The 22,279-nt window shown below is 66.2% G+C and carries 16 protein-coding genes; 2 read left to right on the top strand and 14 right to left on the bottom strand.

What is annotated here, in order from left to right; translation table 11 throughout:
* Positions 1-16 precede the first annotated feature (16 nt).
* From P12x_RS00080 to P12x_RS00065, 4 genes are all read right to left on the bottom strand, one after another.
* On the bottom strand, positions 17-556 hold the full coding sequence (locus tag P12x_RS00080) for a hypothetical protein (protein WP_435008748.1): 540 nt from the start codon (positions 554-556) through the stop codon (positions 17-19).
* A 79-nt stretch (positions 557-635) separates the two neighbouring features.
* Positions 636-2,717, bottom strand: coding sequence for a vWA domain-containing protein (locus P12x_RS00075; RefSeq protein WP_435008747.1), 2,082 nt, complete (start codon positions 2,715-2,717; stop codon positions 636-638).
* Positions 2,718-2,904: 187 nt separating this feature from the next.
* Positions 2,905-4,860, bottom strand: a complete 1,956-nt coding sequence (locus tag P12x_RS00070; RefSeq protein ID WP_435008746.1) for a vWA domain-containing protein — start codon at positions 4,858-4,860, stop codon at positions 2,905-2,907.
* A gap of 316 nt (positions 4,861-5,176) precedes the next feature.
* A complete protein-coding gene (locus P12x_RS00065; RefSeq protein ID WP_435008745.1) occupies positions 5,177-5,542 on the bottom strand; it encodes a HEAT repeat domain-containing protein in 366 nt (121 codons plus the stop codon).
* A 622-nt stretch (positions 5,543-6,164) separates the two neighbouring features.
* Between P12x_RS00065 and P12x_RS00060 the strand changes: the two genes are divergently transcribed.
* Positions 6,165-7,091: a PEP-CTERM sorting domain-containing protein gene (locus P12x_RS00060; protein ID WP_435008743.1), complete on the top strand. Its 927-nt coding sequence runs from the start codon at positions 6,165-6,167 to the stop codon at positions 7,089-7,091.
* A gap of 121 nt (positions 7,092-7,212) precedes the next feature.
* Here P12x_RS00060 and P12x_RS00055 read toward each other — a convergent pair whose 3' ends face one another.
* The 6 genes from P12x_RS00055 to P12x_RS00030 form a co-directional block, all read right to left on the bottom strand.
* The gene (locus tag P12x_RS00055) at positions 7,213-8,856 is read right to left on the bottom strand and encodes a B12-binding domain-containing radical SAM protein (protein WP_435008742.1); all 1,644 of its coding nucleotides are present in this window, start codon (positions 8,854-8,856) and stop codon (positions 7,213-7,215) included.
* Positions 8,857-8,928: 72 nt separating this feature from the next.
* Positions 8,929-10,719 (bottom strand): carbamoyltransferase family protein, encoded by a 1,791-nt coding sequence (locus P12x_RS00050; protein WP_435008741.1) that lies wholly within the window; start codon positions 10,717-10,719, stop codon positions 8,929-8,931.
* A gap of 45 nt (positions 10,720-10,764) precedes the next feature.
* Positions 10,765-12,027 carry a glycosyltransferase family 2 protein gene (locus tag P12x_RS00045; protein WP_435008739.1) on the bottom strand — a complete coding sequence of 421 codons (1,263 nt, stop codon included), beginning with the start codon at positions 12,025-12,027 and terminating at the stop codon, positions 10,765-10,767.
* A gap of 174 nt (positions 12,028-12,201) precedes the next feature.
* A complete protein-coding gene (locus tag P12x_RS00040) occupies positions 12,202-13,926 on the bottom strand; it encodes an ArnT family glycosyltransferase (RefSeq protein WP_435008738.1) in 1,725 nt (574 codons plus the stop codon).
* Positions 13,927-14,071: 145 nt separating this feature from the next.
* Positions 14,072-14,863: a polyprenol monophosphomannose synthase gene (locus tag P12x_RS00035; RefSeq protein ID WP_435008736.1), complete on the bottom strand. Its 792-nt coding sequence runs from the start codon at positions 14,861-14,863 to the stop codon at positions 14,072-14,074.
* Positions 14,864-14,931: 68 nt separating this feature from the next.
* Complete coding sequence (locus P12x_RS00030; RefSeq protein ID WP_435008734.1) at positions 14,932-15,969, bottom strand: NAD-dependent epimerase/dehydratase family protein; 1,038 nt, start codon at positions 15,967-15,969, stop codon at positions 14,932-14,934.
* 863 nt (positions 15,970-16,832) lie between these two features.
* Here P12x_RS00030 and P12x_RS00025 point away from each other — a divergent pair.
* Entirely contained in the window at positions 16,833-18,857 is a 2,025-nt protein-coding gene (locus P12x_RS00025) for a hypothetical protein (protein ID WP_435008733.1), read from the top strand.
* A 94-nt stretch (positions 18,858-18,951) separates the two neighbouring features.
* Here the strand turns inward: P12x_RS00025 and P12x_RS00020 are convergent, their stop codons facing one another.
* The 4 genes from P12x_RS00020 to dnaA form a co-directional block, all read right to left on the bottom strand.
* Entirely contained in the window at positions 18,952-19,443 is a 492-nt protein-coding gene (locus P12x_RS00020) for an HIT family protein (protein WP_435008732.1), read from the bottom strand.
* Positions 19,444-19,515: 72 nt separating this feature from the next.
* The gene (locus P12x_RS00015) at positions 19,516-20,004 is read right to left on the bottom strand and encodes a hypothetical protein (protein ID WP_435008731.1); all 489 of its coding nucleotides are present in this window, start codon (positions 20,002-20,004) and stop codon (positions 19,516-19,518) included.
* A gap of 236 nt (positions 20,005-20,240) precedes the next feature.
* Entirely contained in the window at positions 20,241-20,756 is a 516-nt protein-coding gene (locus P12x_RS00010; RefSeq protein WP_435008730.1) for a hypothetical protein, read from the bottom strand.
* A gap of 74 nt (positions 20,757-20,830) precedes the next feature.
* A complete protein-coding gene (gene dnaA / locus P12x_RS00005) occupies positions 20,831-22,279 on the bottom strand; it encodes a chromosomal replication initiator protein DnaA (protein ID WP_435008728.1) in 1,449 nt (482 codons plus the stop codon).

Raw genomic sequence — 22,279 nt, 5'->3', positions numbered from 1 at the left:
TTTCATGATTGCGCGATCAACTCTCGATGTTCCTGAAGATCGCCCAGACGTCGCAGTAGGCGTGGTGCTCCTCGGGGTAGAGCCGCCGGAGTTCGCCCTGGACCTCGAACGCGCGGGCGTGAGAGGTGAGCAGCCCTTGATCCGAAATCTCGTCGTTCGAGAAGGCTCCCGGGAATCCGCCGCAGTTCGTGAGGGCGCTCGCCAGGCCGCTGAGATCCACGAGGTCATGGCCGACGAAGCGGAAGGCGTCGTACCCCGGCCCGAGCGACGGGGGGAACTCGGGGTTCCGGAACACGGCGAGGAGGTTCCGAGATTCGATGCCGGCGATCTCTCCCAGGAGCACGGGCAGGCTGGTGAAGTAGTCGAGCATGTAAGCTTCATTGACGATGTACGGCCAGTAATGGTCCTTGGTCTCGGGCAGGACCGTCGGGCAGAGCATCGGATCCAGCGAGACGACCTCTCGCAATTGCGTCAGGCCCGACCACTCGATGTAGCGGGACCACCCTTCCCCGCGCGAGGGATCGAACGTCTCGGTGGCGATGAACCAGGGCTGCATCGGGCTTCGAGGCCCTCGGAGATTCTCGGGATCGGGGCGGCCTCGTGCTCGGGCTCGGCGAGGGCATGCCCCTCGCGCCTCAGAAGCTCGGGACGAGTTTCCTGCGCTCCTCGTATCGGCCGGTGTGGCGGTGATGCCACTCGTCGCGGTGGACGCTGAAGCCCCGGTTGATCTCGTCCTGCGCGAGGTCGGCCCAGGGGGTGTTGGGGTGGCGTTCCTTGACGAGGTTGAAGAGGCGCATCGCCTCGGCGTAGACCTTCTCGGTCTTCTCCTTGGGGGCCTTCATCTCGTGCGAGTGGTTGAGCCACCACTGGACGTAGAGCTCGGCCGACGGCATCTCCTTGGGCTGGGGGGGCTTGGCCGCCATCTCCAGGAGGTTGGCCCGATATTCATATGCCTTGATCTGATAGGCGACGATCTGGGCCAGCATGAGGTCGTAGGCCGCCTGCCAGCGCTTCTCGGGCTCGCGGTTCCGGAGCTTCTCCAGCGACCGGAGCCGCTTCTCGATGGCGATCAGGATGTTCAGCCGCTCGGTCACCACGGGCAGGTCTTCCTCGACCTGCGCGAGCATCTCCTCGGGGATGACCGAGTAGGAGTGGCGGAACGGATACTTGCGCGTTTCCTGGATGATATCGTAGAGGGTCCGGCGGAATTCCGACTTGGTCCGGCGCTCGGCGTAGGCCAGGCGGCTCTCGTAGTCGGGGACGTATTCCTTGAGGGTGCTGATCGAGTACGCCTTCTCGCGCTGGACGATCCGGAGCCCCTCCTCGCTGGGCAGGAGGAAGTAGATCCCGCCGGTATCCTTGGCCAGGCGGGCCAGCTCGTACGGGGCGAAGCCGGAGGGCTGCTCATCCCATCGGGTGTGGATGCCATCCCACTGGAGCGACTCGACGTCGGCGGTCTCGGGCCCCCGATTGATGTGGACCCGGTAGACGTCCTTGGTGACGGGGTCGACGTAATCGATCGAGAGCTGGGCATGCCCGAACAGTGACTGACGGCCGATGATGTAGACCGGGACGTCGCGACTGACGGCGGCCTGGCGGGCCTCCTCGACGCCGTCGCCGTCGTCGCCCGACTCGTCGGTGACCAGGACGATCAGGAGCTTGCGCTCCTTGGAGATCAGGTTCCCGTAGTGGGCGATGACCCCTCGGACGGCCTCCATCGTCCTTTCCTTGCCGGTGGTGTCGATCCGGAGGTGGTCGATGGCCCGGCCGATCTGCTCGATGTCGGAGGTCGGCTTGTCCTGCTCGAAGTGGAGTTGGTCTCCGAACCCGACGATGGCGTGGGTCAGGGGCGGGGCGGTGCCGGAACGGGCCTTGCGGTCGGCCGGCTCGGCGGGGGCGTTCACCTTGAGTTCGTTGACCACCCGATTGAACTTCTTGCGGATCTCCTTCTGGTCGTCCCTCATGCTCTCGGATTCGTCGAAGAGCCAGACGACGGTGACCTTGTGCTGGGCCAGGTGGCGGAGGATCTCGCGGGCGACCTGATCGAGAGCGACGCCGACCTCGCCGGCCTCGAAGGTCACATCGCCGCCGATCTTCCCGCCCCCGCCGAGGTCGCGGCTGGGCATCGAGGGCATCATCTGGAGGCCGGTGGGGACCGAGATCGAGGGGATCGTCGGCAGGGCGGTCCGCTCGCCGATGGCCCGCCCGGCCCGGGCCACCGCGGGAGTCCTCGAAGGGGCCGCGGCCCCGATGTTCGAGGCGAATCCGACGCCAACCACGTCCGAGGTGGTATCGCCCACCGTGTCGGTCCGGGGCGTGTCCGAAGGGTCGGCGTAGATCTTCGTCAGCTCGTCGACGGCATCCTTGCGGCCCAGCGAGGTGTCGAAGTTGGCCATCCGCTTGATGACGTCGCCCGAGGTCGTGGCCACCGCGGCCAGTCCGCCCAGGATTCCGACGTGGATCAGGGCCGAGACCACCCAGGCCGGGGCGTCCCATCGCCTCCGGGCCGCCCGGCGCTTCCGTCGGAGCTTGGGGCCGGCCTCGGCGGGCTTGGCCGGGGCCGAGGGCTCGGCGGCCGGGACATTCTCGAATTCTCGAGTCCGGACCGAATCGGGGTCGACCGGGCCGGACTGGGCCGGGACCGAGACGGACGCCGGAATCTCGGAGATCCGGGAGGCCTCGAGGATCGACGGGGGGGCCGATTCATTGAAATCCATGACGCTTCGTCCCGATGGCTAGGGGCCGGGTAGGCCGGTCGGTCGTCGACGAGCTAGCACGTGTCTCGGATCGAGGTCCACCCTCGGAGACGTTCGGTCGGAGAGGCCCGGAGGGTCGTCGATGGGCCGGTCCATTCCAGAGTAGCACAAGGGCCGGTCCTCTTCCCAGGGGGGCGAGCGGCCCTGGTCAGATCTTGGGGACTTCCTCGGGACCCGCGTCTTTCTTCATCGCGGCCTTCTTCCGCGCCGCGGCCTCCTGGGCCGGGGACGGCCTCGGGGGGGGCGGGACGAAGGTCTCGACCCACTTGAAGCCGACCGGGTCCTTCAGCTCGCGCTGGGCCAGCTGGGCCCAGGGGGTATTGGGGTGGTCTTCGACGACCCGATTCAGGAGCCATCGGGCTTCCTTGGCGACGGTGGCGACCTTGTCGCCGGACTGGACCTCCTCGGTCGGGGTCAACTGCCAGGCGTTGGACTTGGGGTTCTGGAACTTGGGGGCGTCCCGCTTCATCCGGGCGCAGGCGATGTTGTACTCGTGGCAGCGGATCTTCATGGTCAGGAGCCGGCCCCTGATCAGATCATAGTGCGCCTGCCATCGCCGAGAGGTCTCCCGGTCGCGCATCCGGGCGGCGGCGGTGATCGGGACCAGGGCCTCGTCGACGGTGTAGGCGATCCGGGCGACGGTCTCCTGATTCCGGGTCATCTCCTCCTTGAACTCCGGGGAGTCGGCCGACGAGAAGGTCAGGCCCGGCTGGCCCGGGAGGTTCTGCTGGGTGATCTGCGCGGCCTGGATCACGGCGTTCCGGATCGGGTCCTTCTGGAGGGCCCGGGCGTACTGGTCGGTGCTGACCATGTCGGGCCGGTATTCCCGCATCACGTTCGGATCCAGGGTGAGCCGGCCCGGCCCGAGCCGCGTGATGAAGTAGATCCCGCCGGTGGAGCCGGCCAGGCGGCTCAGAGCGTAGGGGCCGAAGCCGGAGTCGAGGTTCTCGAATCGATCCCCGCCGTACCAGAATGGCAGGTGGATCGTCTCCAGGGCCACGCTCTCGGGGCCGATTCGGACCGGCACATTGTAATGCGTCTTCTTGGTCCGGGGATCGGTGTAGGTGACCCCCATGATGGCCTTCCCGAAGAGCGCGGGGGAGCCCAGGACGTAGACCGGGACCTTGGCGGCGGAGGCCGCGGCGATGGCCGATTCGAGCCGGCTCTCGTCCTCGCCGACCTCATCGGTGACGACGATGATGACCGTCTGATACTCCTGACCCTGGCTATCCTTGTACTTGCCCCACCGGGACGTGATATTGCCGACGGTGCTGAACGTGTTCTCCTCGCCCGTCACGTCGAGGGGGACGGAGCGGATCGCCTCGCCGATGGCGGAGGTGTCGCTGGTCGGCGCGGGCAGCATCGCCTTCCGGCCCTGGCCGAAGGCGACGACCATCGTCAGCAGGGCATCGCCCGAGGCGACGTGGTCCTTGTCGAGCTGCTCGATGTGCTGGTAGACCTGCTCGATGTGCTTGGAGAGTTTCTCGCGCTCGGCCTGGAGGCTCCCGGAGGCGTCGAACGCCCAGACCACCAGGGTCCGCCCCCGCTCCAGGCGGTTGAGCAGCTCCAGGGCGATCCGGTCGACCGCCCCCTCGACCCCGCCGACGTGCTCGGCGGCGTTCCCCTTGATGGAGACGGTCTGGCTGAGCGTGGCGGCCGTGGGCATCACCAACTCGCCCGGCCGCGCGATGTTCGAGGCCAGGAGCTTCACCGAAGGCCCCTGCCCCTCCGCCGAGGTCGGCACCGGGGATGGGATCGAGCCCTCGTTGGCCAGCGCCGACAGATTCGGGGCGCTCGACCCGATCGAGTGGAAGACCGCCGGGACGTCGGGAGGTTCGAGGTCCTGGAGCTCGGTCCGGTCGAAGGTCGGGAGCGTCGTGTCGACGAACTGGCTGGTGATCTCCCGGCTCAGATCCGCCCGGGCCGCGATCCCCACCAACCCGAGCGTGACCAGTATCACCAGGTGGAAGGCCAGGCTCACGCCGAAGGCGGGTAACTCGCGTTCGAGTTGGCGGCCCGCCACCTGCCTCAGTCCGGCAATTCGCCCTTCGATCCGAAGTCCGGGAAATCGCGATTCGATCCGATGGAGGACTCTGGACCACACGGTGAGGCACTCCCTCGGGGCGATCCCCGGCGCATCCCGCCCCTCGGCGTGAGTGATTCCGACGACGTACTCGTTCGCCGCTACAGGATCTACGGAGAATTGACGTTTCCGTGACTCCATCCATTATCTTAGTCAAATTCAGGACTTCCGACAACTCGCCTAAAATCGAGTGAGGCTTTTTCTCGTCAAGCCAACGCCTCGATCGGACGATCCGGCGAGGGCCGGATCGGCGCGGTCCCCCGGCGGAACTGGCCAGCGGCCGCTGACCCTGGAAACATCCGTTCGCCAATCGGGGATCGCGGCGATCCAAGTTTAATCAGGCACGAATTGCCAGTTGCTTCAGGGCGAAGCCGACGTTCTGGCGGACCCACTCCGACTCGTGGTCGCGCAAGCCTCGGAGCATCGAGGAGGCCCGACGTAAGCCGAGCTTGCCGATGGCCTGCGCGACCTCGCCGAGGATCGGCCCGCGCTCGGAGGCCAGCAGTTCGAGGAGCCTGGCCTCGGCTTGCGGACCGCCGATGTTGCCCAGCGCCCGGACGATATGGCGCCGGTTCTCGGACGTCTCGCCGCCGTCGAGCCGGGCCAGGAGTTGGGGCAACACGCTCGGGTCGCCGGCCCTCGATGCATCAATGATCTTCCAGCGTCGGCGCCGCTCGTCGCCTTTGTGGAGGTGCTTCGCCATGATTCCTCCCCCGCCGCCCAACGGCCAGGTTCGCCGGCACCGGGCCACCGAGATTCCGCCCGGATGATACCAGGGCCCGAGGAGAGATCCAAGTTCCGTCGGAGCACCACACCTGACCGATCTCCCGGCCCTGGCTCCGATTCGGGCTCGACTTCGCCAAACCTGATGCCGACCCTCATCGAATGGCGATCCGGGGAAACGGCCCCTCGTCGAAGTGTCCGGCCGGCGATCTCATGTTGCATAAAATCAACTCACACCAAATTTACTTGGATTGGTCGATTTGATTGATTGCAAATCCTATGAGAATTCACTTAAGTAGTTCGAATCGACGGATTGAGATGATCCTTCGAGGTTTCGGGCGTCAGACCCCGGGCCGGACCTCGACCTCTCCGGCCGACGCGGATGCGAGCCAGGCTGTCCGGATCCGGGGCGCGTCGACGGAAGGAAGTCCAACTCGCGCGATCACGGACGGGGATGCGGGCGATCGACCGAGCACCGCTGATCGTCCGTCGTCGGGGATGTCTCGGCCGCGACCGTGTCCGAGTGATGGAGTGGGGCGGCGGCGACCCGGTCGGTCGCGATTCGGCCGCCCTCTCGGCTCCTCACATGGGAGATGATTTCTATGCGTTCGATCGAACCGCGACGTGTGATTGGCCCGGCCCGGCCCCGCCTCGGCTGGGCCTTGGCCGCGTCGATCGCCACACTCCTGATCGCCTCCTCGGCCAACTCCGCCCGCGCGGGCCTCCTGATCGATCCCGTCGGAGGCACCGACTTCACGTCGAGCTTCGTGGGATATCAGAAGGAGGATGGTTCGGTCACTCGAAGCCTCGGGGGCTCCTTCGACTTTTACGGGACCGCTCGGACGTCCGTCCAGGTGTCGAGCAACGGCTATCTCGCCTTCACAACCACCCCCAATGCCGCGGGCCTTCGCCTCAACCGCTCGATCGGGCACCTGGCGGGGGTCCAGGGCGCACCCGTCATCGCCCCGCTTTACTACGATCTCCTCATCGCCAACGGCACCCACATCGTCGACACCTCGGTGGCCGGCCAATACTACGCGGTGACTTATGAGAACATCACCGCGAGCGCGATCCCGAAGACGCCCCACGCGGGAGATCCGGCGTTCGGATCCACCTTCCAGGTCGCCCTGTTCACGGGCGACACCCTCCTGAATGGCTTCTCCTTCCATGCGGGCGACATCGCGTTGAGTTATGGGGCCTTGAATGCCTCGCTGGCGTTCGAGCCCGACGACAAGGACGTCACCGGGCCGACGGGCACGATCGGCGTGGGCCGCAATGCGAACGTGTTCACCGGGCTGCCGACCGACTCCCGAGGCTACGTCACGGACCTCTACACGCTGCCGACCGGGAACAACTTCTTTCTCTATCGCCCGGATGCGAGCGGCTCTTCGTATACGGTCAGCGTCGTGGAACCGCTGATCGCCCCCCCCGTCCCCGAACCCGCCTCGATCATCATGCTGGCGATCGGCCTCCTCCCGATCGCCGTCGCCGGCCGTCGCTACTCGAAGGGTCGGGCCGGGACCGCCTGAGGCGACAAAACGAACGATCGTCGACGAGCCATCGGCTCGCGAGGTCGGGGGATCCTCCCCGACCTCGCGAGCCGATTTCGTTGGCCGCCCGACCGTCCCGGGCGGCCTCGGATTTCCTGTCTCAGATCGACTGGGACGCCTCGACGACCGGGAGGGAGGGGGCGACCGCCTGGCCCTTCGACGCCTCCTTGACGGAGACGTGGCGCGGCTTGGCGGTGTTCGGGTTGACTCGCGGGGCCTCCATCACCGGCAGCGAGTGCAGGGCCTTGCGGGCATCCTCGGGGTTGACCGACCCGGTCAGCTTCGGGCCGTCGTCGAGCGATCGGGATGCGACGCGGTCTTCCTTGCCCGAGAAGATCCAGCTCAGGAAGTTCCGGGCGACCGAGTAGACCATGCTGAAGTCGCCGCTGGCCCGCATCATCGAGAGGAGCCGCCAGGCCTGGACCGGCCGGAGGTAGAACTCGCGGAAGGCTTGCTTGGTCGCCTTCAGGATCTCGTCGGAGTTGAAGTCGCCGTAGCCCAGGACCGCCGAGTCGTTCATGTCGAAGTGCTTCCAGTCGTAGGTGTTCAGCCAGCCGTTGGCCACCGCCTGGAAGTAGAACTCGGTCCCGGCGTACGGCATCGCCACGTGGAAGAGCGCGATGTCCAGCGGGATCTTCTTGGCCAGGTCGATCGTCTCGCGGACCGTCTCCTTCGTCTCGCCCGGCAGGCCGATGATGAAGTATCCCCAGGTCTTCACGCCGTGCCTGTGGCAGAGGTTGATCGTCCGGACGGCGTCCTCGACCTGGGCGTCCTTCTTGACGTTGTCGAGGACCTTCTGCGACCCCGACTCGATCCCGAAGGCGATCAGCCAGCAGCCGGCCTGCTTCATCTTCACGACCATCTCTTCATCGAGGGTGTCGACCCGGCTGTTGCAGGTCCAGCGGACCTTCAGCCCGCGCTCGATGATCAGGTCGCAAAGTTCCAGGACCCCCTTCTTGTTATAAGTGAAGAGGTCGGCCAGGAAGAGCACGTTATGGACGTCGTGCTCGGCCAGGTAGACCAGCTCCCGATAGATCGACTCGGCCGATCGGAACCGGACGCTCTTGCCCCAGACGACCCCCTCGAAACAATAGGTGCACGAATAGGGGCACCCGCGATTGGTGAGGACCCAGACGTATCGGCTGCCCAGGAAGGGCATCTTGTACCGGTCCAGAGGGAGGAGATGCTGCAGGGGAATCGGCAGGTCGTCGAGGCTCTTGAGCAGCGGGCGGTCGGGGGTGATGACGGCCTGTCCGTCCTCCCCTCGGAGGGCGATGCCGATGCAATCGGCCATCGGCCGGCCCTCGGTCACGCGGTCGATGATCTCGCGGAAGGTCTGTTCGGGCTCGTGGCGGATCACGAAATCGAGTTCGGGGATCAGTTCGAGCGTGTTGCCGGGGACGGCCGAGACGTGCGTGCCGATCCCGATGGTCGTCGCGCCCCCGAGCTTCGCCTCCTGGATCCCCCGGGCGTCGACGGCGAACGTCGTGCCCGTGACATACGAGACGTAGAACTTCGGCTTCTCCTCCCGGATCTCCTCGAGGAAGGCCTCGATCGACATCTCCTCGGCGATCGCGTCGATGATCCGGACCGACATCGAGTCGGGGACCATCGCGGCGAGATAGGCGAGCGAGCTCTGGGGCCAGACCATCTTCTCGCGGCTCTTCCGGCCCCAGCGGCACATGTCGCGGATGTAGACATGCCCATCGGGCGAGGGCGGGTTCACGATCAGGACGTCGGTCACTCGTCTTCTCCTCGAGGTCGGGGGAGTTGGTTCGGGTCCTTGGCGTGGGTCTTTCGCCCATCCGGCCACCCGTCAGACGGGCTGATTGTCCATGGCCGAGGCCGAGGCGTGCGCGGCGACGACCTGCTCGTCGGTCATCAGGCGTGCCGCCGATTCGACGGCCTTGGTCAGCATGTAGTCGCCGAGGAAGAGGGCGTCCATCCCGGTCTTGAGGAAGCATTCCACGGCCTGCTCGGGGCGATGCACGATCGGCTCGCCTCGGATGTTGAAGCTGGTGTTGAGCACCACCGGGACCCCGGTGATCCTGCCGAATTCCTCGATCAGGCGGTAATAGCGGGGATTGTGCGCCTTGCTGACGCTCTGGACCCGGGCGGTCCCGTCGACGTGAGTGACCGCCGGGATCAGGGCCCGCTTCTCGGGCAGGACGTCGTAGACCAAAATCATGTAAGGCGACGGATAGTCGGAGTTGAACCACTCGCCGGTCCTGTCCTCCAGGACCGACGGGGCGAACGGGCGGAAGCTCTCGCGGAACTTCACCCGGGCGTTGAGCAGGTCCTTGATCTCGTCGCTCCGGGGATCGGCCAGGATCGAGCGGTTTCCCAGGGCCCTCGGGCCCATCTCCATCCGTCCCTGATACCAGCCGACGATCTTCCCCTCGGCCAGCATCCTCGCGGCGCGTTCCGGTGCGTCGTCGACCTTCTGCCAGCCGACGGCGTCGTCGGGGCTCACGGTGGACTCGATCGCCGATCGGTACGCCTGCTCCTCGAACCACGGGCCGAAGTAGGCGTGCTCGAACACATAGGTCCGAGGCTGCCGCATCACGGAGTTCCAGAGCCAGTAGGCGGCCCCGAGCGCGGTCCCCGCGTCGTTGGCGGCGGGCTGGACCACGACCTCATCGAACACCCCTTCGAGAAGGATTCGACCGTTCATCACCGAGTTCAGGCAGACCCCGCCCGCCAGGCAGACCTTGTTGAGCCCGGTCGCCTTCCGGAGCCAGGAGGCCATGTGGAGGCCCACCTCCTCGGTCCGCCGCTGGAGGGCGGCGGAGACGTCCTTGTAGTGCTGGGTCAGTTCCCCCTCGGGGTCGCGAGACGGGCCGAAGGCCCGGTGGAACTTCGGGCTGAACCATCGGGGGCGGCCCAGGTAGTGATAGCGGAAGTAGGAGAGGTCGATCTCGTACCCGCCGTCGTCGGTCGTCCGGACGATCTTGCGGAACTCGTCGAGGTAGCGGTGCGGGTCGCCGTAGGGGGCCAGGCCCATCACCTTCCCCTCGCCGCTGGCGAAGTTGAAGCCGAGGAACTCGGTGACCGCCCCGTAGAGCAGTCCGAGCGACTGGGGGAAGCTGATGGTCTTGAGGGGCCGCATGTCGAGACCGTGGCCGACCCCCATCCAGGTGCAGTCCCACTCGCCGGCCGCGTCGATCGAGAGGATCGCGGCGTCCTCGAAGGGGCTGGTCAGGAATGTGCTGGCGGCGTGGCAGAGATGGTGCTCGGCGAAGTGGATCCGGGTCCGGTCGGTCAGGCCGAATTCCTGGCGGAGGGTCGAGCCCAGGCGGAGCATCCGCGACTCCTTGTCGCCGCGGCTCGCGACCAGGCCCAGGCTCTTCGGGAAATAGCGGAGGAGGTGGGCGATCCGTTCCTTGCGGTGGAGTCGGGGGTTCCAGTAGTAGACGATGTGGTCGAGCTCCCGGGGCTCGATGCCGGCGACTTCGCAGCACCATCGGATCGAGTTCCGGGGGAACTCGGCCACGTGCTTCTTGCGGAGGAACCGTTCCTCCTCGACCAGCCCGAGCATCGCCCCGTCGCGGACGATGGCGGCCGCGGAGTCGTGGCCGTAGCAGTCGAATCCGAGGATGTGAGTCACCTGATTCTCCTTATGGGGTCGGGCGGCCGCGATCGACGGTCCCGGTCACCGGGAAATGTTCGGCTCGAAGGTGGGATGGGATAGGGCGGGGGAGAACGCGACTTCCAGGGTCGCGGTCGATCCGAGAGAGGGCGGGTCGGCCGGCGACCATTGGTACTCCCGATTCACGAGCGCCTTCAGTTTCTCCCCCACGGCCCAGACCACGCGCACGATCACCCCGACGAGCGTCGAGGTCGCGCCGAGGCTCATGAGGAAGACCATCGCCATCAGGGCCCCCGGCGAGTCGGCGAGCCGCGTCGCCGGCAGGATCGCCAGCCCGAGCAGGCCCGTCGCCAGGATCCCGAGGCCGGAGAGGATCAGCAGCTTGTATTCGGTGAGGGTCTGGAGGAGCCGTTCCGTCGGGCCGATGAACTGCCGGGGCCCGATCAGCAGGAAGTTCAGTTGATGGCAGACGACCCCGGTCCACACCGCGAGCATCGCCACGATCGCGCCTCCCAGGGCGAGGGACGGGTTGGCCGTCGAGAGCCCGAGCGCGGAGAGCAGGAAGACCAGCAGGCCCACCAGGCCGACGAACGCGCCCGCCACCAGCAGCATGGTCCGGAGCGGGGTGTAGCAGCAGACCGTGAAGAGGATCACGTAAAGGAATCGGAGGCCGTCCTTGAGCACGCTCAGCTTGCTCCGGCCGATCCGCTCTTCGTAAGGCATCGGCACTTCCTCGATCCGGAGCCGGGGATCGAGCAGGCAGATCGCGCTCATGGCCGGGGTGAAGTGCATCCCCTTGGGTAGGGGTGAGATCAGGGGGAGGCTGGATCGGCGGACCACGCGGAATCCGCTGGCGCAGTCGGTCAGAGGCTTGCCCGAGACGGCGCCGAGGAGCTTTGCGAACAGCACGTTGCCGAACCTCCGGATCCTCGGCATCTTGCTCTCGGGGCTCATCCGGCCCGCCAGGACGACATCGGCGCCAGTCCGGGTCAGGCAACGAATCAGCGGGACCGAGTAGTCCGGGTCGCACGTGCCGTCGGAATCGATGAAACCGAGGAGATCGGCGTCGGTCGCCCGCCAGCCGGCCTTGATCGCCGCCCCGTAGCCCTGATTCTGCGCGAAACGGACTTTGATGACCTCGGAGAACTCGGGCTGATCGACGATCGCCTGGGTCCGGTCGGTCGAGCCGTCGTTGACGAAGACGACGGACATCTCCGTCACCACCGTCTCCGCGACGACCTTCTCGCGAGCCGCGAGCGCCCTGCGCAAAGTCCCGACGATCGCCTCCTCCTCGTTCAGGGCCGGAATGATCAACGCGAATCGCATGGCAGGTTCGCCCTCCTGGTGACCGCGACGTGCGCGGCTCGGATGTTGGACCCGGACTTCCGCCAGTTCGACCTTCCCTCACGTGCCGGAGCGGGTGCGAACCCCTCCGCGATCACACATCGACGTTCCTCGGGCAAGGCCCTCCGGCCGGGCGGCTGGAGAGTCGGACCCGTCCTATCGCCGCCCCTGGACTCCCCCGGGCGTCGATCCCGGGGCCTGACGCTTGAGGATCGAAACCCGGGTGATCGCATGGGGGAGCCAGGGATGACATTCGAAGTCCCGATAGGTCGTGAAGCCCTCGATCGGCCCCTTGGAAATCAGGTAGGGGGCATCCGAGCGATCGACCAGCTTGCCGACGCCGCCCGATTTGCGAAGGGCCCGATTCGGCTCCCAGTTGTTGAATTCGAAGCCGCCGTCGATCGACTCGATCCCGACCCCTTCCCGGACGATCAGCTCGTCGATCGCCGTCCACCGGGCTCGATTCCAGTCGAGAAGGTCGTGGGTGGACCCGATCCCGAAGCATCCGTAGGCGAGGGCCGCGAGCCCGAAGGCCGCCCACGACCGAGCCCCGGGGGATGGGGCGAATCGCCCCCGGAGTGCGATCGTCAGGGCCATCATGATCCCCATCAAGGGCAGGTAATAGCGTTCGAAGCGGAAGGCATACATCAGGGAGATCGGTGCACAGTAGATCACACCGACCGAGACCAGGAGCACCGTCAACCAGGGCGGGACCGGCCCGCCCGTCGGGGAATCTCGGGCGATCCAGGCCGACCGGACCGCGGCGGCCAGGGTCAAGGTCAGGCCCGTCGCGCCCAGCGAGGCGGCGGCGGTGACCGCCAGCCAGAACGCCGGAGAAACCCGCGACGGCTCGGGCCCCGCGAGCGAGCGGATCCCCTGGCCGAAGTCGATCAGAATATTGCCGGTCAGGGGCATGAGCCACCCGCTCAACCAGAGGCCTGCGGTGAGGGTCGCCGACACCGCGATCGTGCCCAGAACGATCCTCCTCCGAAGTCGCGGGCCCAGTTGCTCGAGCGTCGAGGGCCAGACCAGGATCAGGAAGGGGAACAGGAACAGGCCCAGATACATCATCGCGATGAAGGCCGAGGTCACCGGGACCTTCAAAGCCCCCGGCTTCAGCCGGAGCAGGTCGCCCAGGACGACCTCAAGGCCCTTCTGCCCATACTGGGCCGGCAACTGGTTCGTGAACTTGAGGGCCGCCGAATAGGCGACCAGCGACATCCCCGCCAGGACCGACGGGAGAACGCCGACCTGGAGCCACCGACGGCCGCGACTCCAGCGGAAAAGCGAGGCCACGCCCAGGCCCAGGAAGATCGCCAGCCCCAACTGCCTGATGGACAGGCTGAGGAACGCCAGCCCCAACCCGAACATCAGCGAGGACCGACGAGACCGCCTCAATCCACGCACCACGAACACCATCGAGGCGGAGAAGGCCGCCAGGAAGGGGACGTCGGTCATGAAGGAGTGAGAGAGCCCGAGATAGACCGGGTTCACCGCCAGGGTCAACGCGCCGGCAAACGCCAGCGAACGCCGGCCGCCGCACTGAAGTATGAGGCCGTAGACCCCGAGGACGCCCACCAGGCCCAGGGTCACGGTCGAGATCCGCAACGCCGTGAACGAGAATCCGGCGGGGAGGCAGAACAGCGCCCCCCAGAGGACCTGGCCGATCAGCGTCATCGCCTGGCAGTAATTGCTGTAGAATCTCCCATCACGGACGAGCCCCTCGGCCGAGATCCCGAAGGCCCAGTCGTCGTTGAGCGGGAAATTCCCGACCGGATTGATCGCCAGGCTCGACGCGATCCAGGCGGCGCAGAGGATCGACGGCGGGGCGACCGCGAGCAAGGCCGAACGCGACGATCCCCGGTCGACCCAACGGGTCATCCTCGGGTGGGGCCCAGCCGCTAAGTACGAGTGATGTAGCATGCGGGAGGTGTCGCCTCGGGGGGCCGATCATTGTTCGGACGATTCACTCTCGATGGAACCGGACTCGGCCGGATGCCGCCCGACGAGGGGCCGGCCTTCGCGATCACCGCGACGCCGGGGACAGCCCGATGGGCCGCCGATCGGGCACCTCCAGGCTCCGGGTCCGGCCCAGGAGCCGATCGATGCCGAGCAGGAAGATGATCTTCAAGGCCCGGGCCGCCTCGGAGCGGTTCAGCTTCGAGTCCCCCGACCGACGGTCCTCGTGGCGGATCGGCGTCTCGCCGATCCGGCATCCGACCTGGCGGCACAGGTACAGGATCTCCTCCTGGATGGAGTAGCCGCGCGAGCGGATCCGGTCGAAGTCGATCCGGGCCAGCATCTCGACCCGATAGCATCGGAATGAGTTGCTGCAATCCCGGCAGCGAAGCCCCAGGAGGAGCCACGTGTACCAGTTGATCCCCGCGCTCATCAGCTTCCGCTTGAGGTCGAACTCCTCGCCGAGTTCCGCCCCCTCGACGTAGCGAGAGCCGATCATCACGTCGTGCGAGTCCATCCCCGAGAGCAGGTCGACGATGAAAGGCGGCGGCGCGCTGAAGTCGGCGTCAAGATTGATCAGGTACTCATAGCCGCCCTCGACCGCGAATCTCATGGCCGCGACCAGGGCCGTGCCGAGTCCCAGCTTTCCCGGACGATGGTCCACGTGGATGCCCGGCATCTCGGCCCGCAACTCGTCGGCCACCCGGCCGGTCCCGTCGGGCGAATTGTCATCGATGATCAGGATCTCGCAATCGGGAGCATGCCGCCGGACCGCCTCGACTAACGGGCGGAGGTTGCCCACCTCGTTGTAAGTGGCGACCGAGACGAGCAGGCCGGCCTTCGAATTGTTGGGCATCATCAGGGTCCGCCTGGGAAGGGTCGAATCTCGAGGGCATCGCGAAGGAGATCGAATCGGGATATTCCGGTTCAATGAGCCCGGGGGACCGCATTCGACGGGCTCGCCGGCGAGGCCTCACGCCGTTCGAGGCCATCCGCGAAATACGCCAGGGCCCGCTCGATCCCGGCCCGAAAGGCGACCCGGGGCCGGAAGCCGAGTTCACGCTGCTTGGTCGTGTCGCCCCCCCGGGCGAAGACGCCCGAAGGCTTGTCGGACAGGCCGCGGACGACGGGCCGATAACCCACGACCTCGGCGGCGGTCCGGGCGAAGTCGAGGAAGCTGGTCAGGACGCCCGTGGAGAGATTCACGGCGTCGCCGTCGTCGATCCGATCCATGGTCGCCAGGACGCCGTCCACACAATCTTCGATGTGGATGAAGTCGCGCATCTGCGTCCCCGAGCCCCAGACTTCAAGGACCTCCGCCCCCTTGAGGTCGAGAGCCCTCCGGCAGATGCTCGGGAAAGGGTAGGCACCGTCCTGGTCCTCGCCGTAGCCGGAGAACGGCCGATAGCAGATCGACTTCAGGCCGTGACGCTCGAAGGCCAGGCGGGCGAGATACTCGTTGGTGAGCTTGGCCCAGCCGTACGACATGTCCGGCATCCCGAGATCGCCCTCGAACGAGATCATGTCCTCCCTCAACAGGACGTGATCCCCCTCGCGCTGGTACTTGACGGGATAGGCCGCGCTGGAGCTGAAGCAGACGGATTTGAGCGGCCGGGCCTCCTCGGCCCACTGCCAGTACGCGGCATCGATGGAGAGATCATCGGCGACCACCAGCGGGCGATTCTCGATCATCAGGCGGCCGCCGACCATCGCCGCCAGGTGAAAGGCATAGTCGAAATCGGAGTCCTTCACCCTCGCGAACCAGCGACGGCAGTCTTCCTCGTGAAAGCGGAAATTCCAGTAGTCGCGGGGCTCGAACAGCGGCCAACCCTCGGCAGGGTCGATCCCGCCGGTGTAAGGTGCCAGGCAATCGACGGCATGGACCTCGTCCCCCGCGTCGAGCAGCCGCCTGACGAGATGCCGGCCCACGAAGCCGGCGGCGCCCGTCACCAGGATCTTACGCATGATCGATCGGACTCCGAAGGCCTGGCTTCACCACAAGGCGTCCACAGATCTTTCTCTTTTTAGCATCAGCAATATTTATAAAACGGAATCAGATAAGAAATCAAGCTTCTTCACCACCTAGAATCGACCAATTCAAGGAATTCAAATGCATGATGTTCAAATACAACACAAATACGTGAAGACTCATAAGTTTCGGTTGGGCCGGGACGGACCAATGTCCAAATAATTCTCCCGATTCCTTCGGCCGGGACGGGCCGCCGAACGCCGCGAGCCGTCCCAGGAACCGGCAGGCCAACCACGCCCAAAGCCTGAGTTCGACGGGGAAAACGGAGCGGACATCGGCCGGGTGCGGGTGGGGTGACGCGACCCGCCCCGGTCTTCCTATCCCTGCCCGGACGAAAAAGCAACAGGCTGACCAACCGGCACAATGGAGCCAAAATCGGGGAGCAGGAGCACCCAATCCAGCTTAGTATTTCTCGATTTTTTGATATTTATCATAAATACTTTAATTCAATATATTAGTGTAACACAATCCCAGTTGAGATGTCTCGCCCTGCGGCCCGCCCCGCCCTGCAATCCCTCGGCGAGCCCGACATCCGGGACGAGGCCGCTGCGATCTTGCGAGGCGACTCGCGCCCCCGGATCTGAGCACAACAATCGACCCGGCACCCAGGGCGATTCCCGATCGGCCCGGGGAGGCGGGATGTCCCGGGACGGGGCCGGGGCTATAATGCCCGCCGCCGGCTCGAATCCTCCCCCGTTCGGGGCGAGAGCCACGGCCCACCCGATCCGCCGAGCCCGCGGCCGAGTCGCCGACCACGCCAGGCCCGGCGATCGCCCCGGACAGGACGATATGCATGCAAATGCCATCGAGTTTATACTTCTTCGCGTTTGTCTGGGGCATCGTCCTCCTCGGCAGCTTCGCCGGGTGGGGATTCGCGGTCACGCGGCTGCTGTGGCTCCCGCCGGATTGGGGGCAGGCCTCGGCTCGGGGGATCGCGCTCGGGGTCGTGGTCGGCGGGCTCCTGAACCTGGCCCACGCGATCTCGAGTCCTCTCCTGCTGGGGTGGGTCGGGGTTGGCCTGGTCTTACTGATGGCGGAGCGGTTCCGGGCCCCTCGACGGCGAGCCCCGGGCGTGGACCGAGGTGGCTGGGGGCTCCTCGATCTGCTCGCGGCCACGGCGCTGCTGACGTCGTACTCGACCTGGCTCTGCCTCGATGCCAGGCCGACGGCGCTGGCGCCTTCGCAGGCCTACTGGTTGAACGTCAGCGACGACATGTACGGCTACGCCTTGTTTCCGTCGCAGATGCTGCAGACCGGGGCGATGGCGGACGACCCGTTCAACGACCGCCGGACCACGTCGGGGCTGGGCGGCGAGCCCTTCCTCCAGTCGCTCGGCCTGCTGTTCCTGCCCTTGCCTTACATTCACGGGGTCGACCCGGGAGTGGCCCACCTGGCGACGGTCCTGGGCCTCTACGGCATGGGGAGGCGTCGGCGATGGCCTTGCCAGCTCCCGGGCGCGCTCTCGTTCCTCTATCTCCTGCTGCCGACCGACGCCTGGAACGCCTCGGCGATCAGCCTGCCGGTCGTCCTGCTCCTGTCGCTCTACCGGACGATGGCCGACGAGCGGCCGACTCGCGAGGGCCTGCTCCGAGATGCCATGGCGACGGCCTTGCCGCTATCGGCCTTGCTCGCGCTCAAGAACACGATGCTGCCGGGGGGCCTGGCCATCGTCGGCCTGGGCATCCTCGCGCGGATGATCGTCGAGCGCCGGTTCGGCCGGCCGGCGATCCGGGGTTTCCTGATTGGCGTCTTGACGCTCGCCATGCTCGCCCCCTGGATGATCGCGTCGTACCGGGCCTGCGGCTCGGCACTCTACCCCCTGCTCGGCGAGGGCTTTCGAGGCCATACGGCCATCGCCTTCCCCCACAAGCAGTCCAATCGCGACCCGTCCGCCCTGGTCCGCCAGGTGGGCTGGGTCCTCCGGGCCCGGAAGATGAATATCGCCACCGGTGCCGCCATGCTGGCCGTGGTGGTGCTCGCGATGGGCGGCGGCGGGTCCCCCCGCCGTCGGTGGGCGACCTGGGCCGTGCTGGCCGGTTCGGGCCTGACGGTCGGCCTCTACCTCCTGATGTTCCCGATGACGGCCTCTTATCGGTACAGCTACCCGTTCGTCGCCATCATCATGCTCGTTTCGCTGGCCACCGTCCTGGGACGGGATCGGCGTCGGATCCCGCTCGCCGGGCCGCGCCGGGGGCTGGCTTATCTCGCGATCGGCTTGATGACGCTGCTGGCCCCGCTGCTGGCCTACGGATTCCGCATCAATGTGCCGTACGCCATCGATGCCGCTCGCGGCGGGATGATCGGGCGCCCGTTCGTCCCCGAAGGGGAACCGGAGCGTCATCGCCGCCTGCAAGAGCACATACCCGCCGGCGCACGGGTCTTCTGCATGGCCGACACCAACCTGTATGTCCTGAAGCCGATCTTATTCGACTTCGCCCGGAACCCGCTCTTCGTTCACGACATCCCGGGCGGCGTCAGCCCTCCGCCGGGGATCCCGATCTCCGGCGACCCGGAAGCCCTGGCCGCCTACTTGCGGTCGCAAGGGTTCCGCTACGTCGTCATGAGGCGAGAGCTCGACCCGGCCGATCGGCTCATCGAAGCCTTCGAGGGCCTGAAGGGGGAGGACAACTGGGTCTACTCGATGCAGGTCAACTACGCCACGATGGCGGCCCTGCTCTCCGAGTGCGCGGACCGCTACCCGATCCTTTACGAAGAGGGTGGTCTGGTCGTCCTCGACCTTGGCGAAGGTGGCCCGCGTGGAGTCGGGCTCGACCAGGGCTCCCCCGATACCCGCCCCGAGGCATCACGGCCGGGGCCAAAGTAGATCGAGTTTGGCTTCGGAAGCCGGTCCACGATGACGCGAAGAAACCCGAAACCTTCGACACCATTACATTTTCATCATTGCGAATTCGAGTAAATCATCGGTTCGTACTTGCATCCAGCGCCCGTCGCAAGCGATCCCGAAGTTCGGAAAACTGACCGGGAGCATAGACGGGTTGAGGGACGCCCCGGGGATCGATGGGACGACCTTCGAATCGATCTCCCGGATGCCTCGGGAAATAATGCATGTGCAAGTGCGGTAGCGTGTTTCCGTGAATCTCGTAATTGAGCTTGACGGCCTTCGTGACGGCGGACAAGGCCATCGACACCTGGCTAGCATCTCGGACGAAAGAACCCGCCTGGTCTTCCGTCAAATCGTGGAGTTCGACCGCGTGCACGCGTGAAACCAGGCACACGTATCCGGGCATTGCCGCATGTTCCGGCATCGTGAGCCACGATGATTCCAGGCTAGCGATGATATCAAGCGGCCGACCGCGCACGCAGATCGGACACGCCGAGCCGTCGATCAACCGTTGCCACCCCGAGGGATCGTCCCACTTGCTCACGATCGAGTCCTCTTCCCGAGGCATGGCTTCCGATCGGCCAGACCTTCACCAAAATGCGGAAGATCGGCCTGAGGCAAGATATCTTCGGCTGAGCATTCATCCCGGTGGAGACGGATTGGCGTCCCTGACGCCACGACGGGTCGCCGAGAAGCCATCGGCGAGGAATTTCGCCGCCAGCAGGAGACAGAGGCCGCCCAGCGCCCCGGTCCCCCAACGCCCACGTTGGTCACTTGCAACCCGACTCGCCTCCCGCTCCGCGTCGACCCGCTGGCGTTCCTCGACCTGACGCTTCAGCTCCTCGCTTTGCTCGCGCATCTCCTCGGCCAGTCGGGCCGTGGCACGCTCGTCACCTCGGGCCGCTTCGATCCTTCGCCGGTGGTCGTCGAGTTGCTGCATGAAGGCCTGGCTCTCATCGACGAATTCGCGAGACTCCTCCAGGGTGGACTCCACATCCGGGGAATGGGCGGGCGAACCTTGTGGCCCCAGTGCGGTCCGGAAGTGGTTCAGAGCCAGGGCCAACAACGCGACTCCCAGCAAGAACGGGGTGACTCTCCTTGGCCTTGTCAGAGTTTCGCGGAAACCCATTTCGATTCCTCCTTGCTCGAAAATGCACCGGGAGGATGACATCCGGATCAGGCCCAGGAAGACCCGGTGGACTGCCCGAGGGTTCGAAAACGATGAAGCCGCGGAGATTGATTCGACGTCCGCTATCGGATATTTGGCGGACGTTCCGCCAACCGATCGATCAACTCGCGGGAACGGCATGAACAATCATAGATCGATCATCACGGCAAGGGTCCGTCGGTTTGCCGGGGTCCAGCTCACGGACTGACCGTCAGCTCAATCTGAAACGCGACTTCACCACCCTTGACCGGGAGCTTCCCGGCCGCTTCGAGTGCATCGAAGTACGCCTGGAGTAATTCCTTCGTAGCATCCCCTTGATATGATAGCTCGACCTGTTGACCGGCCGGATTGCATTTGAACTGCGCAATCACCTGGAATTGTCGGCCGGACTTGCCCAACGTTTCGTCCGCAAGCCGCTCCGCCTCGCGAAGGAAGGTGGCCAGATCGGATACGGATGTACGGATGGAGATGTCGGCCTCCGAAGTGAGCAGCCGGACATTCTCGACCTTGACCTTCTTACCCGGCTCGTCCGGCCGACGAGTCTCGGGCTGATGCGTCTTCCAACCGCCGGGGGCGACGTAGGTCTTCCCGTCCACCGGATTGAGATACGGCTCGTTGGCCGGTACGACATCCTCCCTCGCGGCTTGCTCCGGCGATCGGCCAGAACAGCCGACAGCCAGGGAAGCCAGAACACACGCTGAGATCAGGCGCATCCAGTCCCCCTGCTCGACTTGAGGACCAATTCAAGAAACGAGGCAAGCGAAGGTATAACGATGGCCAGGCTCATTCAAGCCCCGAGCGACCGTTCCAGCACCCCGAGGATCTCGCCGATCGTCTCGAAGCCGGCGAGCAGGCCGTTCCGGGATTCGTCCGCGAGCCAGCCCTTCACCTTCTTCTCGGCCGAGATCACCGTTGAGTGGTTCCGGCCCCCGAAGAACCGGCCGATCTCGCTGTAGGCGGCCCCGGTGTGCTTGCGGGCCAGGTACATCGCCACCATCCGGGGGTAGGCCACGGCTCGGGCCCGGTTGTCGGCCTTCAGGGCTTCGGCCTCGATCCCGAAGAGCTGGCAGACGGCCCGCTCGACATCCTTCAGGCCGACGGCCCGAGCGGTGTGGCGGATCGTGTCGCGGAGCGCGGTCCGGGCCAGTGCCAGGTCCAGCTTCTTGCCGACCATCGTGGCGTGCGCGATCAGGCTGTGCAAGGCCCCTTCCAACTCGCGGACGCTGGCCCGGAGGTTGTCGGCGACGTAGCCGAGGACGGCCTCGGGGACGATCACGCCTCGGGCGGCGGCCTTGGCCTTGAGGATCGCCCGCCGGGTCGCGGGGTCGGGGGCGTCGAGCTTGACGACCATCCCGCCCAGGAACCTCGTGGCCAGCTCGTCGGTCAGCTTGGCGATCTGCCGGGGGTGCTGGTCCGAGGTCAGGATGATCGGGGCCCCCTCGGCGATCAGGGCGTTGAAGGTATGCAGGAACTCGTCCTGAGTCGCCTTCTTGGCGGCCAGGAAGTGGACGTCATCCACCAGCAAGGCCCCGGCCCCACGGTAGCGGGCCCGGAAGGCGGTGAGCGTCCCGTGCCTCATCGCATCCAGGAAGCCGTTGGTGAACGACTCGGCGGTCATGTGGATGACCTTCATCCCGGGATGCCTCGCCCGGAGAGCCGCGCCGATCCCTTCGAGGAGGTGCGTCTTGCCGAGGCCGACGCCCCCCTGGATCACCAGCGGATTGAACGAGGCACCCGCCGCGTGGACCAGTTCCAGGGCCGCCGAGTGGGCCAGCCGGTTGCCGGGTCCGGTCACGAAGTCTTCGAGCCGTCGTGCCGGGCGGGCGGGAGCCGGGGAGTTCGAGGGCGTGGGCGTGGGGGCCTGGAAATGGGAGCGGGGCCGGTCGATCGGGGGAGGGTTGATCGGAATCGGGATCGTCGGCGCGGTGGGCCGATGGTTCGGGTCGGGCGGCGGGGGCTCGACCACGTGCCCGAGCGGCGGCGGGGCCTCGTCGGCGACCCGGAACGCCAGGCGGAGCGACCGGCCGGTGACCTCGCGGGCCGCGTCGATCAGGTTGCCGGCGAAGTGGCCCTGGATCCAGTCGCGGAAGAAGGCATTGGGGACGCCGACCTCCAGGGAATCCTCCATCACGCCCAGCCGGACCCCCTCGCCGAACCAGAGGCCGAACCGCGACTCGCCCAGTCGCTCGGCCATCGCGGCCCTCAGCGTCGTTTCCATCCCGGCTTGCTGAACCAT

The organism is Tundrisphaera lichenicola, from assembly GCF_051175385.1.
GTDB classification, from domain to species: Bacteria; Planctomycetota; Planctomycetia; order Isosphaerales; family Isosphaeraceae; genus Tundrisphaera; species Tundrisphaera lichenicola.
This window is presented reverse-complemented; position numbering and strand designations above follow the sequence as displayed.

What these genes read in the sequence shown, in the direction of transcription:
- P12x_RS00080 (WP_435008748.1), bottom strand. Translation starts at nt 556, where the DNA reads ATGCAGCCCTGGTTCATCGCCACCGAGACGTTCGATCCCTCGCGCGGG.
- P12x_RS00075 (WP_435008747.1), bottom strand. Translation starts at nt 2,717, where the DNA reads ATGGATTTCAATGAATCGGCCCCCCCGTCGATCCTCGAGGCCTCCCGG.
- P12x_RS00065 (WP_435008745.1), bottom strand. Translation starts at nt 5,542, where the DNA reads ATGGCGAAGCACCTCCACAAAGGCGACGAGCGGCGCCGACGCTGGAAG.
- P12x_RS00060 (WP_435008743.1), top strand. Translation starts at nt 6,165, where the DNA reads ATGCGTTCGATCGAACCGCGACGTGTGATTGGCCCGGCCCGGCCCCGC.
- P12x_RS00045 (WP_435008739.1), bottom strand. Translation starts at nt 12,027, where the DNA reads ATGCGATTCGCGTTGATCATTCCGGCCCTGAACGAGGAGGAGGCGATC.
- P12x_RS00040 (WP_435008738.1), bottom strand. Translation starts at nt 13,926, where the DNA reads ATGACCCGTTGGGTCGACCGGGGATCGTCGCGTTCGGCCTTGCTCGCG.
- P12x_RS00035 (WP_435008736.1), bottom strand. Translation starts at nt 14,863, where the DNA reads ATGATGCCCAACAATTCGAAGGCCGGCCTGCTCGTCTCGGTCGCCACT.
- P12x_RS00030 (WP_435008734.1), bottom strand. Translation starts at nt 15,969, where the DNA reads ATGCGTAAGATCCTGGTGACGGGCGCCGCCGGCTTCGTGGGCCGGCAT.
- P12x_RS00025 (WP_435008733.1), top strand. Translation starts at nt 16,833, where the DNA reads ATGCCATCGAGTTTATACTTCTTCGCGTTTGTCTGGGGCATCGTCCTC.
- P12x_RS00020 (WP_435008732.1), bottom strand. Translation starts at nt 19,443, where the DNA reads ATGCCTCGGGAAGAGGACTCGATCGTGAGCAAGTGGGACGATCCCTCG.
- P12x_RS00015 (WP_435008731.1), bottom strand. Translation starts at nt 20,004, where the DNA reads ATGGGTTTCCGCGAAACTCTGACAAGGCCAAGGAGAGTCACCCCGTTC.
- P12x_RS00010 (WP_435008730.1), bottom strand. Translation starts at nt 20,756, where the DNA reads ATGCGCCTGATCTCAGCGTGTGTTCTGGCTTCCCTGGCTGTCGGCTGT.
- dnaA (WP_435008728.1), bottom strand. Translation starts at nt 22,279, where the DNA reads ATGGTTCAGCAAGCCGGGATGGAAACGACGCTGAGGGCCGCGATGGCC.